Genomic DNA, 13,765 nt, shown 5'->3' with positions numbered 1-13,765 from the left:
TCAACCGGTGCAGCAACACCATCCCGGGGGCGCAGCGCGGAACCCTGAAAGGATCTAACATGAGTTCCGACGAGCACGACTTTAGCGCCTTCATCCCCGGTCTGTCGCCTATCGACGCACACGAGGTCTACCTGCTAGCACGTGGTGTCTTCGTCAGCTCGCTGCGTAGCGCGGTGCTTGACTGCGCCGAGACGCGGGAGCGGTACTACGCAGCGGTCAGCGGCAGAAGTCTCGTCCTGCGAGTGCTTCACCTGATCTCCACGGGCTACGGCGGTACACCGAAGTTCAACGCGCCAGAGCTCGCCCCACCGTTGTGGCAGGCCGTTCTATCGGATTTCGTGCACTACGACGAGGATGAGAAGGTCCACGTGATCACCGAGAAGGGGCGCGGGGTGATCACGAGGTGGTATGAGTTGGTGCAACCGATCAAGGATCACCCGAGGTTCGCGCCACTGTGGGCAGAGGTGACCGACTAACACTTATGGGCGCGGGCCGGGGAAACTGTCCCCGGCCCGCGTTCGCGATCCCGGCAGGAGGTGCCCGTGTCAAGACCTAGCAAGGAGCTGACCGACGCTCAGCGACTCGCCGCCATCACCGCCCAGGCTGGCGTGGTGGACAGGCTGGACAAGAAGCGGGCGGCGGCCGAGAAAGCGCTGCGCGAACTCGTCGCCGACGCTCGCCGCGAGGGCCTTTTGAGTAAGGACCTCATGCAGGCCGCCGGGTGGTCCAGGGCCAAACTCGCTGGCGTTCTAAATGAGGCGGGAGTGCAGCCAGACCGGTCCGCGCCGCGTAAGCGATCGACGGCACCGTAGGCCCCTGACCTGCGGGTTTCACTCTTTCAGCCTATTGACTAGTGTTCAGGGTCTATACACTATCGGGAGGTTCCAGACATGGATCCGGCCTTGGTGCAGCAACACCGGGGGCGGACCCAACCGAAAGGATCACAACACTATGTCTAACCCTGTGAAGCCTGCCCCCAAGCAGGCCACTGCGGCCCCTGGTAAGCCTCCTGCGGCTGGCAAGGCCCCTGCGGATGGGAAGGCTGCCACCAATCGGCCCAGAAAGTCCGGGACGGCCTCCAAGGCTCCGGCTACGGTCAGTAAGACTCCGGCTACGGGGAAGGCTTCGGGCAAGACGGCTTCGGAGTCGGTCACCCCTGCTCCGGCGCTGCCGAAGGTGCGCGATGCTTGGTGCACCCTGGCTACCCAGGTCAATGGGTCGCGCACGGCGGCCGAGTTGGTCACGAAGGCGGGTTTGAAGGACTGGGATGTCCGCCCGGAGCCTGCGTTCGCGTTCGTGCCGACTGGTGCGTGCGTCGAGTGCGGCAAGGCGATAGGCGTGAAACACAAGGCGGACTGTTTCCTGGGTGAGGCCGAGCCGGGCGAGGAGTTCGACGGCAAGGTCGATGAGAACGACACGACCGAGCCGATGGAGATTCCGGGCTACTACGCGCTGGTGCGCACCAATCCGAGCACAGGTAGGCGCGAGGCGATCGGGGGTTCGGCTCGGCAGTTCACGCCCGCCGCGATCGAGGACCGCGCGCAGATGCTCACCGACATGGCCAAGCAGCTGAACGCGAAGTACGGTGCCGCTGGTCCATTGTGGAGCAACACGGCTGGGTTCGTGTCGATCCGGCAGGCCGACCCAATCAAGGTCGGCAAGGTCGACGAACTGGAGATGCGCGTGGTGGTGGTGTGCTCGCTCCTGCCGGGCAAGCCGTCGCAGGTGCTGTTCTCGCCGGTACGTCCGGCGTCGGCAACGGTGCAGCATTTCGGCTTGGCGCCGCAGAGCCTGGATGCGGTGTCGAATCCGAGTTCGCGGCTGTCTGAGGGCAGTCAGGCGATCGCGGCGGCACAGGCCGCCGTGGAAGAGGTCACGGAGCGCGCGGGCAAGCTGCTGGCCGCGAAAATGACGCTGACCGCCTTCGGGGAACTGTGCAACGAGTTGTGGAAGCCGCCGTCGGACACGGCGAACACCTGGTTGAAGGAACAGCACAAGGTCCGTAAGTCGATGCTGGAGATGCTGTTCTTCGGCGACTACGACATGTTCGCCGGAATCGGCAGGACTCGATGGGCCGCGTGGCAGGCAATCCAGACCGTCGCCGAGCACATGCCGCACGTGCCGATCAAGGATGATGACAAGGACGCCGAGCTTGCCCGCCGTGCCGAGCAAGCCTTGTTCGGCCGGTCGGCCAGCATTGCGGCGGAAGCACTGCGGAAGCTGGAGAAGTGACCATGCAGCCGTAGCCGTCTCGACGGCAACCAGCCACCCCAGGGGGACCGGACTTTGTCCGGTCCCCCTGGGGCTTTTCCGGGGCTCTACGGGCCTCTCAGGGCCTGAAACGGCCGGTGGATTGAGGGCAAGCAGCCATGCTCACCAGCCAAATCCGGGGGTCTGTCGGTGTCCGGTCCCTGTGGGGTTCTTCGGGGCCTGCGGGCCTCTCCAGGGTGGGAACGGCCGGAGATTTGGGGGTGTGCGGACAGCGGCTCACCGCGTGCGGCCTGCTCAGTGAGGGGTGCCGGGGCCAGCGTCCGGTGGCCGCTGTCCGCACATGACGAAGGCCCCGCGCCGGAGGGGGAGGGAGCGCGGGGCCTTCAAGGAAATCTTGACTACTTGGTGGGTATAGCTCCGCCAAGCCCTGTCAGTATCGCTGGTTCGTGATCATCGTGTCAAGGCTATTCACAGTCCAGGGCAAGGGTTTCCGCCCGCTGGCTGTCCAGCACCTGACCGAGCTGGGCCCAATGTTCCAGGCCCCACCGCGAATCGCAGGCCGCGCACACCGTTTCCACGCGGTCAGTGTCCACAGAGAGCGCTGGGCGGCGCAGCCATTCCTGCTCGGTGTCAGACCACACGAGAACCGTTGTGTGTCGGCAGGTGGGGCACGCGTGCCCGCGCAGCCGGTAGGCCGGGGCGGGATTGAGCACCGATCGGCCAGCGGCCACCCACCGCTCTGCCTCCTGGGCCGCGTAGGCGAGGTAATCGACGTCCTCCAGTTGCCAGGCCCCCGCGTGCGAGGCCCACAACCTCAGCTGTCCGGTGAGGGACGGTCGCGCGCCGGTTCCGAAGAGGTCGTGTCCCAGAGCTGCCAGGGCTCCCCGGAGGGTCTGGCTGATCTCGGCGACCAGCGCGAGCGCGTTCAGGGAGGCGGGTGGCCGTGATCCTCGCGCGGAGCCGCCTGTGCGTTCGGTGCCCGGCTGGGTCGCGGTCACCAGCTGGTCGATTAGGCACGGTGCGAGAGCGCGTTCCACGGCTCCGGAGTCGCGGAGCAGGGTGTGCATGTTCGGCTGGATGAGTTGATCGATCGCGGCGTCGAAGGCCAGCCGAGCGGCCAGCGGGTCGGTTTGATGTTCCTCGGCCGTGTGAGGGGTGAGGGTGCTGGTCATCGGGTGGTCTCCTGTTCGGGTGTGGCGTTGGCGCGCTCGAGTTCGGTTTGGGCGCGGCGGAGGCGGGAGGGGTGCATCCGGTGCACGGGGTCGCGCATCTCCCGGACGCCTGCTCGGTTGCGCGAGAGCGGCCCGCACACCGCCCAGGCTCGTGCCTTGCAGAACGGGCAGGCCACGGAGCGGGCGAGGTCGTGGTCCGGGTTGCGTTTCCAGCCCATCGCCGCGTACACCGCCCGGATTCCGAGCATCCCGGCTTGCCGGTAGTAGTCGCGGCTGGTCGCGCGTGGTGAAGCCGCGGACTGAACCGGCGTGGGTTCGCCCGTGTCGCGGTCGCGGGCCGCGTCGCAACGACCTGCGATCTCGGATGGTGTCGCCCGCCGCGCGGCCGGGCCGAGTGCGACGAAGGCGCGATGGCACTCGGCGAGGCTGTAGCCGGCGAGGCCGGACTCCCAAGCCGAGACGACGTCCTCTGACGCGTGTGCGCCGGTGTGCCGGATCAGCAGGCCGCGCACGTCGCTGCGGTTCATCACCGCGTGCAGCGTGCTCATGCGGTCGCCTGGTCGAGTGCGGCGTCGAGGATCGCGGTCAGCTGGTCGGCGTCCGCGTGCTGCGGCTGCGCCTGCCGCACGAGCAGGCCGACCCCGTGTTGTTCGTCTTCGGCGATCGCGGCTGAGCGCAGGCTCTCGAACCGGTCCACCATCTCCGCGTCCCAAGCGCGTTTTTTCGGATCGGTCGCGATGCGGGCCGCACGCATCCGCTCCCCGACGAGCATCGGCAGGAAGGTCGGCGGTAGCGCCTTGCTCGACCACGCGGCCAGACCCGCGCCGATGGTGTTGCTGCCGATGCCTTCGCGCAGCAACGGGATGACCTGCGCGACGAGCTGCGCCCGGACAGGCGCGGGCACCGGCGAGCCGTAGAAGTCCACCAGCCGTTCAGCCTCGGCCCGTCGACGCCGACGCACCGAGCCCGGCGGGGCAGCGCCCGCGGAATCGCCGGGACTGTCCTCTTGCGCCGATGACGTGGCGGCTGGTACGCGCGTGGCGCGGGTGTCGTGCGCGTCACGCGCGGGTAACCCCGCTTTCTCACTACGAGAAGCGAAAGAAGGTTCTCCAGTCTCCCGCTCCCTACTCCCTTCTCCCAGGTCCTTCGCCGAAGGGTTCAGCGAAGGGGTCGCGGAAGGGTTCGCTGAACCCCGTGAGCTGGGCGCGGGCTGGTCGATGCCAGGTGTGATCGCCCCGCCGGAGTCCGGTTCGGACGCTCCGTCCTGGCGTGGGGGTCGGCCCGCCGGCGAGGGTCGGCCGGACGGGCGGACCGTCATGGCGGCCTTGACGACCGGTGGTAGCTCAGGCGCTCCGGCCTCCAGTTCGTTCGCCGCGATCGCCGGGGCTGGGCCGGTCACGTGCGCGGGCAGACGCCGCAGTTCGGCGGCGAGTGCGGCCCGCAGGATCGGGGACTCAATGTCGAACGCGACGCGCAGCGCGCCACGCAGCATGTTCGGCTGCTTGTACAGCTCGTCGCTGCGGATGAACGACCTGACGAGGAGTTCTTCGGTGTCCTGGTCGATCACTACGAACCGGGCGGCGTCCAGCTCGGAGAGCGCCGCGCGCATCTCCGTCAGGTCCAGGTCTGCGTGCGGCCGGTTCCAGCGCTTCACCGCCAGGTCGAGTACCCCGGCGTAAGAGAGCTTCCGCTGTGAGAAAAGCTGGATATACAAGAGTTTCGCTTCGCGCGAGAGCGCGCGGAAGTCGTCCTTGTCCCAGATGTTCAGATCGAGGCGTGCGTGATCACGCGCCATGAAGAAACCCCCCTACAGGACAAAAATGGGCACGGTGAACACCGCCACGCGTTCGCGTGGCGGTGTGAAGCGGGTTGGTCAGGACGCGGTGGCCTGCGCCTGTGGCTCGTGGTCGCGCAGGGCTTCGGAGTCGAAGGCGTAGACGGCTTGGAGTTTGCCGACGTTGCGGCCTGTCGAGTCGGTCGAGCGCACGTAGCGGCCGGTGTGGACCAGCAGCCCGGCGGCGCGAAGACGGTTTACGGTCGAGCCGATCAGTTGCGGCTGCACCCAGCTCGGCAGCAGCGACCGCCAGCGGTTCGCGGTGGTCTCGCGGAACGGGTCGGCCAGGCTGTCGCGGACGATGACGGTGACGATCGCGAGGATCTGGGCCTCATTCCGCGGTTCGGCCGTGAGCAGGGCAGCCACGGTCGCGGCGGTCTCGCCGTCGTCGGGCACACCGGCCGGGCTGGTCGCGCGGGCCTGGGCAACCATGGCCCTGGCCAGCGCGACCAAGTCGCCGAACGGAACTGTCATACGCCGAGCAGGCGGAACGTGGCGACCTCCGAAATGTCGGCACACTCCTTTGCGATCTCCGGATAGCGCTCCTTGAGCAGGTTCTGATCCAGCGCGATTCGCAGAGCGTGGGTGAAGCTCACGACCGGGACGCCGTTGACCGTGCCGACTTCGGCTCCGGCCGCCACCAAGGCGGCCTTGATCACGGCCTCGTGCTCTTTGCGTTCCTGGGACAGTTTCGCCTGCTTGCGCTTGATCCGGCGCAGCGAGGCGATCAGGTGAGCGAAGGCGTCGACCGGCCTTGTGGGCTGGTCGGCGTACTCGTTAGTGCAAGTGGGTGTGTCGTGCTTCACGTACAGCGGTCCCCTCAAACTCGTTAACGCAGGGCGTGACACCTGCGATCAACTAAGACACGGCTTGATCAACAAAAGGTGTGTGAGTACCGGCGGGCGTTCGTAGGGGAACGAGCGCCGGAAAACTAAAGAATGTTTATGGGCGTAAACACTTTCGAGTCTTGCGTGTGTGCTGGCGAAGCAGCGCGGTAACCCGACCATAGCCGGGTGAGGTGCAAGTTTGTCAACGCGATTCGCGAGATCGCTGGAAAGTGTTGACAGCCGTAAACAAAAAGAGGATGCGATGACGCTTGAGGGGGTCGTCTCGATCCAGGAAGCCCTGAGTTTCCTGTACGAGAATCGACGAAGGGAAGACGGAAAACCGCACAGCGACCGGGACGTTGCCGACGCTCTAACGGCGGCAGGTGTCGACGTGTCGTACTCGTCGCTGTGGCAGATGCGAACGGGGAAGCAGCCACACCCGCGCACCAACATCATCGTGGGGCTGGCGAGGTTCTTTGATGTGCCAGCGGGGTTTTTTCTCGACCGCGACGTCTACGACGGCTGGCGGCGCAAGCTGTCCGGCGAACCTGAGATGCCGCGCCAGCGCGTGGGCTCGGGGGCGACGACGATGCTGCGCAGCTTCGCCATATCGGACCGCAGCGCAAGCCTGATCCAGGAGCTGACCGAGCACGTGCGCGGACTCGAAGCCCGGGACGGTGGACACGGCACATGAGCCTGCCCGCCATCGGGCGGGTACTGCTGAACTGGACACGACGGGGACAGCGACGGACTCAACGCGTCGTGACCGGCAGCGCGCCGGTCACGCAGCTCGATGACGTCCGGGCGCTGGTGTCCGCTCTGGACCTGCCCGCCACCGCCACGCCCGACGAGCTCGCCGCCCGTCTGTCCACAGTGCGCCGCCGCCCCATCCAGATCCAGCCCTACCCGCCGAACATCGTGGCCGAGGCCCGCCGGACAGGCGAGCCTTTGCCTTACGGCGTCTGGGTTTCTGGTGCCGCTACTGACTTCATCTTCTTCCGAGAAGACACCACGCACAGCCACCGGCGGCACATAGTCCTGCACGAAGTCGGGCACATCGTCTGCCGTCACGTCGGGGACGACGCCGGCGAGGCCGACTCCGGCGAGCCTGATCACGCCACGATCACCCGCGCGGTGAAGCGCGCCGGGGGCTTCGCTGCGGACCAGGAGCAGGCCGCCGAAACATTCGCCTACCTGATCGAGCGCCACACCAGGCCCAACCTTTCCGCGACCGGCGAAACGCCCGCCGCGCGCTACCGCCTCCTGGAGGACTGAATGCCCATCCCCGTCGCCCAGGTCCAGCAGCTCCTGACCTGGCTGGCCGTGACCGCCGCACTGCTCTACTGGATCAGATCCTGGCGGCGCTCCCGCACCCCTGGCCTGCTGGCCATGGTCAAGGCTCTCGCCGCGCTCAACGTCGCGTTGATCCTCGGCACCGACTGGGGCGTCCACGACTGGCTGTTCGGCATCCCCACACTGCCGAACTACATCGTGCACGTGCTCACGTTGTCCTCGGCCTACTGGCTCCAGGTCTTCGTGCTCTACCTCGCCCACCCCGTCGACACCATCCCGGCCAAGGTCCGGATCCGGACCCGTCTCCTCATCGGGGCGCAGCTCGCACTGTGCGTCCTGTACCTGCTCGGGCCGCTGCCGGGCAACCTGCCCGCCATCACCGCCGAGGCGGGCAACCACACATTCGTCGTCGCGTACCTCGCCGTCTTCGAGCTGTACCTCGGACTGGCCATGTTCGACGTCGTCTACGTCGGCCGCCACGCCAAGGACCTTCCCCGCGGCTACCTCCGCACCGGCCTCCGCCTCCTGCGCTGGGGCGGCATCTGCGGCCTGGCCTTCGTCGCGCACAAAGCCCTGTACTCCCTCGCGGTCCGCTTCAACCTCAATCCGCCATGGGCCGAACTCGGCAACATCGGCGCCAGCCGCGTGCTCACCACGGCCGGAATCCTCCTGCTCATGGCCGGGGTCACCGTGCCCGCCGTCGTCCCTCGCCGACAGCTCCGCCGCCACTACCGCGCACTCGAACCGCTGTGGCGCGACCTGACCACCTTCGCCCCCGAGCTGCGGTACGACGCACCACCAACCCGGCGAGTCTTCGGACGGCCCGACGTCACCGATCTTGTCCGCACCCGCCTGACCGAGATCAACGACGTGCTGGTCGGGCCGTTGCAGCCGTACCTGGACCCGGCGGTCTACACCGCCGCACTCCAGCCGGCCGAGGCTGGTACTTCCAGCGCGAACCGGGCACACGCGCAGGCCGTGACCATCGCCACGGCCCTGGTCACCGCGGAGCACGGCGCACCCGTGCACGCCGAACACCCGGTAGCGTTCACGCCGGACGAGGCCACCGATGACTACCGCGAGGAAGCCGCGTGGCTCGCGACGGTCGCCACCGCCTACAGCACGTCCACCACCGTCGCCGAGATCCTGAAGGAGACCAGCAGCCATGCCGCCGACCCTGTCCACTGAGACCGCCACCAGCGAGACCCGGCGGCGCGCGGCCCGCATCGCCACCGAAGTTCTCGCCCCGTGGGTCTGGGTCCTCGGACTCCCGCTCGCCGTGGCCTGGAAAGTCACCGGCTACCACCTCGGCCAGACCCTGCTGTGGGGGCTCATCGTCGGCGTCACCGGCTCGCTGATCCCGATGGCTGTCATCGTGCGCGGGGCAAAACAGGGGAAGTGGGACAGCCACCACGTCACCAACCGCGCCGGACGGCTCGTCCCGTTCGCCGCGTGCATCGGCTCGCTCGCACTCGGGTTCGTCATCCTCATCGTCGGCAACGCGCCGCACCAGATGATCGCTCTCGCGGCCGCCGAGCTGGCGTGCCTCCTGGTCGCGCTCGCAGTCACGTTCGGCTTCAAGTTCAAGATCTCGATGCACGCCATCGTCGCGGCCGGTGCCACCATGATGCTCATGAGCGTCTACGGCCCCTGGCTCGCCCTGCTGTTCCTCGGCGTCGCCTGGGTCTGCTGGTCCCGCGTCGAACTCAAAGACCACACCACGGCCGAAGTGTCAGTCGGCACGCTCGTTGGCCTCATCGTCGGCGGCGGCGCCTACCTCGCGCTCGTATCCGCCTTTATCTGAGTCCCTTGCTACGCCAATGCGGCCATGAGCAGGTCGGTCTCTTCGAAGAAGTCTTGTACGACTGGGGACCGCCGGTGTGGCTTGAGCCTGTCACGAAGGTCATTTACAGCCTCAGTTGAGCGCGACGACTTAACCGTGACAGCAAGGTGTGTTGCTTCCAGCGCAACCGCCGTCGCCTTGTCCAGGTTGTGTTCAGACAAGGCTGCCCGCGCCATGGCAGCCTTCGCCAGAGACCCACGTCGCGCTCGGCGTTGCCTGGCTGCATCGTCCGCCGACAGCTGCGCAAACAGGGCAGCTTCTGCCGGACGTTCGAGGTCGCGGAAGGCGTGCGCGTACTCACCGTTGAGGTACGCGACGTCGATGAAGCGTGCCCACTCTTGCTCATCGTCCGTAACGACCTGTTCGAATGCCTGTTGGGAAAGGTGGACGCTCTTCGCTGCCGCACTACCGTCGCCCATCGCAGCCTCAGCGCGAGCCTGAAGCGCTCTTAGGTCGGCGAGGCAGGCGGGCGAGTGACCACGCGAAAGTCCTGCGATCCCGGTTCGAGCCAGCTGCACTCCGTGGTCAGGGTGACCCGTCAGCGTGGCCTGGTCGGAAAGGCCGGCGAGAACATGGGCTCCCAGTTCGACGTTCATCGCCGCTTCGGCGAGACGCAAGGACTGGATTAGATACCGCTGCGCAATCGCGTGTTCGCCATTGTCAAACGCCATCCAGCCCAACAAGTAGAGCTGTTCGCTGGCCGCCGAGTACAGCTCGGCTCCATTGGCGGTCTCCGGATCGTTCTCCTGGAGCAGCGGGATCACGACCTGCTTCAAGTACGCCGTCAGCTGCGTGCGGGCATGACCACCACCACGCATCACGTCGAGCTCCTGGAAGATGCCGAACGTCTTCCGGATCGTCTCGATCTGCGGCGATCCGACCCGGCCGCGCGTCTGGGTGGCCTCCTCAAGAGTTGCCACCAGCCAATCGCGACTTGGAGCGATCGATGCCGCCACGCTGAACATCGCGCCCGTCAGGAACTGCCGCCGCTCCATGTCGCTTCTCCCTAGCTCGGCTACGACCTCTACGGTAGCTGGTAGTGAGGCGGCATACACCAGCCCGAAGTGCGCGGCTCGCATCGTGAGGTCATTCGCGCTGCTCAGAATCGTCGGCGGCGAGGCCGTTGCAGCCTGCGTCACACTGACCAGATCGCCGGTAGCCTCGACACCTTCCCGGAGAAGTTCCTCCAGCTCAGCGGGCGTCACTTTGAGTAGCTCGGCGATCTTCGGCCAGTTGTGAACCTGCGGTTCCGACGTGCCGCGTTCCCAACGGTTGACGGTGCTGGGATCGAGGTCTAGGGCAAAGGCAAAGCCTTCCTGTGTGTACCCGGCCGCCTTCCTGGCCCCCACGAACCGCGTGCGTCGACCGCCCATTCCCGTCTCCCCTCGGTAACGCCACGAAGTGAACACGTTACCGCAGGTCAGAGCCGTCGATGCAAGGAAAACGCCAGATTTTCGCCCTGGCCTGCACTTCTTCCACGGACGAAAGTCATTGGCGGCACCCCGACGACTGGTCGACAGCCACCGCAGGTCACGGGCGGAGCTCCCCTTCCCCTCGGGCCGCCCGCGACCGGGTCCTGGTCGTCGGGGTGCTCCCAACGACGTAGTAGAGGACGAGGCGATGGCTGGAACGACGCAGGGTGACCAAGATGCTGGCGGCGCGACGGTGCCGTTGGAAACCGCGGGGTTGTTGCGTGCGCTTGGAGCCGTAAATCAGCTGGTTCCGAGAGTCGTCGGCGAGCTGGCAAGCGGACAGATGCTGCCAGATCGGCAACGCGAGTTCGCCAAACTGCTGCAAAGGCTTGCCGCAGTTCTACACGAACACGCCGACAATCAGACCTCCGGCAACGCCGCGACTCCGCAAAACGCTGCCAGCTGCGGCCTGCTGCCCAAGTCACTCCGACACCTCGTTGAACCGTGAGCACCCGGTCTGCCCTTAGGTCGCAGACTGCAGGTGAAGGGATGGCGAACCTGGAAGACCAGTGCGGCGCCTCGGTATGGCGGGCAGTGCTGCATGACACGGTCTTGCATCAAGTCGCGAGCGAGAAGAGCCGCCTGCGCGCCACGGGGAAGTTGTTCGGTGTCGCCAAGTGTGGAGTCGTCTGCACGCTCGACACACAAAGTATGGACGGCTTCAAATGCCCGAAATGCTTCCCGCAATGGCCAACTGAGCAAGACACGCAAGTCATCCGAATGCCGACGCCGCGACTGCCGAAGCGAGTGCCACGCCCCGTGCCGCCTCCGAAGTCCAGCCGAGAAAAACGCGACAGCGGCTGGTTTGACGTCTAGTCGCCCTGTCAGTCAAGGCGTCTCCACTTCAACAGAAAGGAGGAATGGTTCCACAGTTCGAAACTGCTTAGCTTCAAATCTTTGAATAGAAATAAATCAAGCAAAGGAGCACTCTCGTGGAATCGAAGACCGATGGTCTGGTTGTGGCAGTAGAGCAGTTGTCCTCCGTCCGAGGTCGTATGGACGCTGTGCACTCCGATGGTGCGCAGGACGCGGGCGGGGATGGCCATGGTGACGCGGGCGGCGACGGGCTGAACATCCCCGAGTCGTCCTGACAGGGCGGCGGCAATGGATCACGATTTGGTCCGGTCGATCGAGAAGGCGTTGGGGTGGAGCGATCCGAGCGGGCTCGGTGTCGAGTTCGCTCGGGGCAGCATGGCTGACCCGGGGCTGTGCTCGCAGCTGTTGACTCCGCAGCGCTTGTTGGACGTCGTCATGCGGCGCAGCTTGGCCCCGCCGCAATTCCGGTGTTTTGAGAACGGCACCGAGTTGCATCCCGACGCCTACCTCACTCAGCAGGTTACGCGACGCGGGCAGGCGGTGCCGGTGGCCAACATGGACAGACTCGGCCAATTGTTACAATCGGGATGCACGGTGGTGCTCGACGCACTTGACGCATTCGATCCGACAATGGAGGTCGCCTGCCGTGCTCTGCAATGGTGGTCACGAGAGGTAGTGCAGGTAAACACCTATCTGACCACCAACGACGCGGCCGGGTTCTCGCTGCATTGGGATGATCACGACGTAGTGATCGTTCAAATCGCGGGCGAAAAATCCTGGGAAGTGCGCGGTGCTTCCAGGCCGGTGCCAATGTATCGAGACGCCGAGCCCAATACCGCGCCGAGCGAAGACATCGTGTGGTCCGGGACTATGCGTCGTGGGGACGTCATGCACATCCCGCGCGGCTACTGGCATCAGGCCACGCGCGCTGATCAGGGCGAGGGCTACAGCCTTCACTTGACATTCGGGTTCGTGAAGCGAACCGGTGTGGACTGGTTGACGTGGGTAGCCGACCGTAGCCGCGAGCGCGAGCCGTTCCGCCATGACCTTGACCGGTGGAACGGGTCGGACGCGGAGGCCGACCAGCAAGATCAACTCGTCTCGGAGGTCCGCCGACTCGTGGCTGACTATCCGGTCGGCGAGTACCTTTCCCTTCGGGAGCAAGAGCGACATCCGCCACGGCAGGTAGCCACGCGCGGAGTGTTCGGTCCGCCGACGACAGTGCTGTGTGTTGCCGACTTCCCGCCCCAGGTCGAGCACCAAGGCGAGATGATTGAGGTACGCGCAGCGGGGAAGAAAATCACCTTTGGTGAAAGGGCAGGACCGGCGCTGCTGCAGCTGCTGTCGGGGCATCCGGTTGATCTCGTCGACGTGACAGCGACGACCGGGGTAGACGCGGCGGCGATCGCGGAGCCATTGCTGGAGGAGGGCGTGTGTGCGGAGCTGACCGAGGCGTTGTCCTCGGCCTGCACCGGTCTGATCCCGACCGGGACGTACTCGAACACGCCGTAAGACTCGGCGTGCGCGGTATCGACACCGCGTACAACTACCGGGGCTTCACCACGCACCGGGCGCTCGCGCGAACCGCGGCCGACCTGCTCGGGGAGTTCACCTTGTCCACCAAGGTGGGGTACTTCCCTGGCGGCAGCGGTGAGCGCCCGGTGCACTCGCTCGACCCCGCCCGTCTTCGGGCGGCGGTCGAGCGGTCAGCCTCTGAGCTGGACCACCTCCCGGACGTCGTGTTCCTGCATAACCCAGAACTCGCACTGTCAGGGCTCGGCCCTGCGGAGTCCTACGACAGGTTGGCAGCCGCTTGCGCGGTGCTGAGCGAAGCTGCCCAGTCCGGGTTGTGCGGTACTTGGGGCGTCGCCACCTGGGATCCTCGGCCTGTCGTGGCCGCCGTCGAGTACGACGTGTCGGGCATTCGGCCAGAGGTGGTCCTCTTGCGAGCCGGTTTGTCAGTGGCGGCACCGATTCTCAACGCGGGGACGAGCTTGTGCCAGAGGGTCGGCGTAGCTTCGCACCACCGATGGGGCATGAGCCCATTTGCTGGAAACACCGCTGACACGGCATGGGCTGAGCTGGACTTGCGGGCTTTCCTGGCAGCCGATCAGGACTGCTCAACACCGCAGGCAGCGTTCCGGCTGGCTTACGAGCTTCCAGGCGTCACGCGGGTAGCGGTCGGCACCAGCAGTCCCGCTCACCTACGCGAACTCGTCGCAGCGACGACGTTGACGGTAAGTTCTGCTGCGGTCGCCCGCTACACGGAGTTGATCAACACGGCATCGTGACGGACA

The 13,765-nt window shown here is 66.1% G+C and carries 18 protein-coding genes; 12 read left to right on the top strand and 6 right to left on the bottom strand.

The genetic code is table 11. The annotated features are described in order from the left end of the window. Positions 1 to 59: 59 nt before the first annotated feature. From BLW75_RS04050 to BLW75_RS04045, 3 genes are all read left to right on the top strand, one after another. Positions 60 to 476: a hypothetical protein gene (locus BLW75_RS04050; protein WP_034317571.1), complete on the top strand. Its 417-nt coding sequence runs from the start codon at positions 60 to 62 to the stop codon at positions 474 to 476. 66 nt (positions 477 to 542) lie between these two features. Further along, positions 543 to 812, top strand: coding sequence for a hypothetical protein (locus tag BLW75_RS42135; protein WP_034317574.1), 270 nt, complete (start codon positions 543 to 545; stop codon positions 810 to 812). 364 nt (positions 813 to 1,176) lie between these two features. Beyond that, the gene (locus BLW75_RS04045) at positions 1,177 to 2,232 is read left to right on the top strand and encodes a DUF932 domain-containing protein (protein ID WP_158005400.1); all 1,056 of its coding nucleotides are present in this window, start codon (positions 1,177 to 1,179) and stop codon (positions 2,230 to 2,232) included. 443 nt (positions 2,233 to 2,675) lie between these two features. Here the strand turns inward: BLW75_RS04045 and BLW75_RS04040 are convergent, their stop codons facing one another. The 5 genes from BLW75_RS04040 to BLW75_RS04020 form a co-directional block, all read right to left on the bottom strand. Then, positions 2,676 to 3,383 carry a DUF7341 domain-containing protein gene (locus BLW75_RS04040; protein WP_034317580.1) on the bottom strand — a complete coding sequence of 236 codons (708 nt, stop codon included), beginning with the start codon at positions 3,381 to 3,383 and terminating at the stop codon, positions 2,676 to 2,678. Then, positions 3,380 to 3,931, bottom strand: a complete 552-nt coding sequence (locus BLW75_RS04035) for a zinc finger domain-containing protein (protein WP_034317583.1) — start codon at positions 3,929 to 3,931, stop codon at positions 3,380 to 3,382. The genes BLW75_RS04040 and BLW75_RS04035 overlap by 4 nt, the downstream gene beginning before the upstream one ends. Beyond that, positions 3,928 to 5,178: a hypothetical protein gene (locus BLW75_RS04030; RefSeq protein WP_091596737.1), complete on the bottom strand. Its 1,251-nt coding sequence runs from the start codon at positions 5,176 to 5,178 to the stop codon at positions 3,928 to 3,930. Before BLW75_RS04030 ends, BLW75_RS04035 begins: the two co-directional genes overlap by 4 nt. Before the next feature lie 78 nt (positions 5,179 to 5,256). Further along, positions 5,257 to 5,691 carry a hypothetical protein gene (locus BLW75_RS04025; protein WP_034317586.1) on the bottom strand — a complete coding sequence of 145 codons (435 nt, stop codon included), beginning with the start codon at positions 5,689 to 5,691 and terminating at the stop codon, positions 5,257 to 5,259. Continuing rightward, entirely contained in the window at positions 5,688 to 6,023 is a 336-nt protein-coding gene (locus BLW75_RS04020; protein ID WP_034317588.1) for a hypothetical protein, read from the bottom strand. Before BLW75_RS04020 ends, BLW75_RS04025 begins: the two co-directional genes overlap by 4 nt. A 220-nt stretch (positions 6,024 to 6,243) precedes the next feature. On the opposite strand from BLW75_RS04020, the gene BLW75_RS04015 reads away from it, so the two are divergent. The 4 genes from BLW75_RS04015 to BLW75_RS04000 are packed head-to-tail and all read left to right on the top strand — an operon-like array spanning position 6,244 to position 9,141. After that, positions 6,244 to 6,738 (top strand): hypothetical protein, encoded by a 495-nt coding sequence (locus BLW75_RS04015; RefSeq protein WP_143055291.1) that lies wholly within the window; start codon positions 6,244 to 6,246, stop codon positions 6,736 to 6,738. Beyond that, entirely contained in the window at positions 6,735 to 7,319 is a 585-nt protein-coding gene (locus BLW75_RS04010; protein ID WP_143055290.1) for a hypothetical protein, read from the top strand. The genes BLW75_RS04015 and BLW75_RS04010 overlap by 4 nt, the downstream gene beginning before the upstream one ends. Beyond that, positions 7,320 to 8,525, top strand: coding sequence for an MAB_1171c family putative transporter (locus tag BLW75_RS04005; protein WP_034317590.1), 1,206 nt, complete (start codon positions 7,320 to 7,322; stop codon positions 8,523 to 8,525). It begins immediately after the preceding gene. Then, on the top strand, positions 8,503 to 9,141 hold the full coding sequence (locus BLW75_RS04000; RefSeq protein ID WP_034317593.1) for a phosphatase PAP2 family protein: 639 nt from the start codon (positions 8,503 to 8,505) through the stop codon (positions 9,139 to 9,141). The genes BLW75_RS04005 and BLW75_RS04000 overlap by 23 nt, the downstream gene beginning before the upstream one ends. A gap of 8 nt (positions 9,142 to 9,149) precedes the next feature. Here the strand turns inward: BLW75_RS04000 and BLW75_RS03995 are convergent, their stop codons facing one another. Further along, positions 9,150 to 10,553 (bottom strand): helix-turn-helix domain-containing protein, encoded by a 1,404-nt coding sequence (locus BLW75_RS03995; protein ID WP_091596727.1) that lies wholly within the window; start codon positions 10,551 to 10,553, stop codon positions 9,150 to 9,152. 247 nt (positions 10,554 to 10,800) lie between these two features. On the opposite strand from BLW75_RS03995, the gene BLW75_RS42130 reads away from it, so the two are divergent. The 5 genes from BLW75_RS42130 to BLW75_RS03980 all read left to right on the top strand — a co-directional run bounded on the left by BLW75_RS42130 (position 10,801) and on the right by BLW75_RS03980 (position 13,759). Then, positions 10,801 to 11,100 carry a hypothetical protein gene (locus BLW75_RS42130; protein WP_143055289.1) on the top strand — a complete coding sequence of 100 codons (300 nt, stop codon included), beginning with the start codon at positions 10,801 to 10,803 and terminating at the stop codon, positions 11,098 to 11,100. A gap of 41 nt (positions 11,101 to 11,141) precedes the next feature. Beyond that, the gene (locus BLW75_RS42125) at positions 11,142 to 11,468 is read left to right on the top strand and encodes a hypothetical protein (protein WP_143055288.1); all 327 of its coding nucleotides are present in this window, start codon (positions 11,142 to 11,144) and stop codon (positions 11,466 to 11,468) included. A 116-nt stretch (positions 11,469 to 11,584) separates the two neighbouring features. Then, complete coding sequence (locus BLW75_RS42690) at positions 11,585 to 11,743, top strand: hypothetical protein (protein ID WP_167373466.1); 159 nt, start codon at positions 11,585 to 11,587, stop codon at positions 11,741 to 11,743. A gap of 13 nt (positions 11,744 to 11,756) precedes the next feature. Continuing rightward, positions 11,757 to 12,980: a JmjC domain-containing protein gene (locus BLW75_RS03985; RefSeq protein WP_034317600.1), complete on the top strand. Its 1,224-nt coding sequence runs from the start codon at positions 11,757 to 11,759 to the stop codon at positions 12,978 to 12,980. 8 nt (positions 12,981 to 12,988) lie between these two features. After that, complete coding sequence (locus BLW75_RS03980) at positions 12,989 to 13,759, top strand: aldo/keto reductase (protein ID WP_158005401.1); 771 nt, start codon at positions 12,989 to 12,991, stop codon at positions 13,757 to 13,759. Positions 13,760 to 13,765: the final 6 nt, after the last annotated feature.

Source organism: Amycolatopsis lurida (genome assembly GCF_900105055.1).
Classification (GTDB): domain Bacteria; phylum Actinomycetota; class Actinomycetes; order Mycobacteriales; family Pseudonocardiaceae; genus Amycolatopsis; species Amycolatopsis lurida.
The sequence above is the reverse complement of the archived record's forward strand: the minus strand, read 5'-3'. Positions and strand labels throughout refer to the sequence as shown.

Coding starts and splice junctions, on each gene's coding strand:
- BLW75_RS04005 (WP_034317590.1), top strand. CDS start 7,320: ATGCCCATCCCCGTCGCCCAGGTCCAGCAGCTCCTGACCTGGCTGGCC.
- BLW75_RS04025 (WP_034317586.1), bottom strand. CDS start 5,691: ATGACAGTTCCGTTCGGCGACTTGGTCGCGCTGGCCAGGGCCATGGTT.
- BLW75_RS04035 (WP_034317583.1), bottom strand. CDS start 3,931: ATGAGCACGCTGCACGCGGTGATGAACCGCAGCGACGTGCGCGGCCTG.
- BLW75_RS42130 (WP_143055289.1), top strand. CDS start 10,801: ATGGCTGGAACGACGCAGGGTGACCAAGATGCTGGCGGCGCGACGGTG.
- BLW75_RS04030 (WP_091596737.1), bottom strand. CDS start 5,178: ATGGCGCGTGATCACGCACGCCTCGATCTGAACATCTGGGACAAGGAC.
- BLW75_RS04050 (WP_034317571.1), top strand. CDS start 60: ATGAGTTCCGACGAGCACGACTTTAGCGCCTTCATCCCCGGTCTGTCG.
- BLW75_RS03995 (WP_091596727.1), bottom strand. CDS start 10,553: ATGGGCGGTCGACGCACGCGGTTCGTGGGGGCCAGGAAGGCGGCCGGG.
- BLW75_RS04040 (WP_034317580.1), bottom strand. CDS start 3,383: ATGACCAGCACCCTCACCCCTCACACGGCCGAGGAACATCAAACCGAC.
- BLW75_RS04010 (WP_143055290.1), top strand. CDS start 6,735: ATGAGCCTGCCCGCCATCGGGCGGGTACTGCTGAACTGGACACGACGG.
- BLW75_RS42125 (WP_143055288.1), top strand. CDS start 11,142: ATGGCGAACCTGGAAGACCAGTGCGGCGCCTCGGTATGGCGGGCAGTG.
- BLW75_RS03985 (WP_034317600.1), top strand. CDS start 11,757: ATGGATCACGATTTGGTCCGGTCGATCGAGAAGGCGTTGGGGTGGAGC.
- BLW75_RS04000 (WP_034317593.1), top strand. CDS start 8,503: ATGCCGCCGACCCTGTCCACTGAGACCGCCACCAGCGAGACCCGGCGG.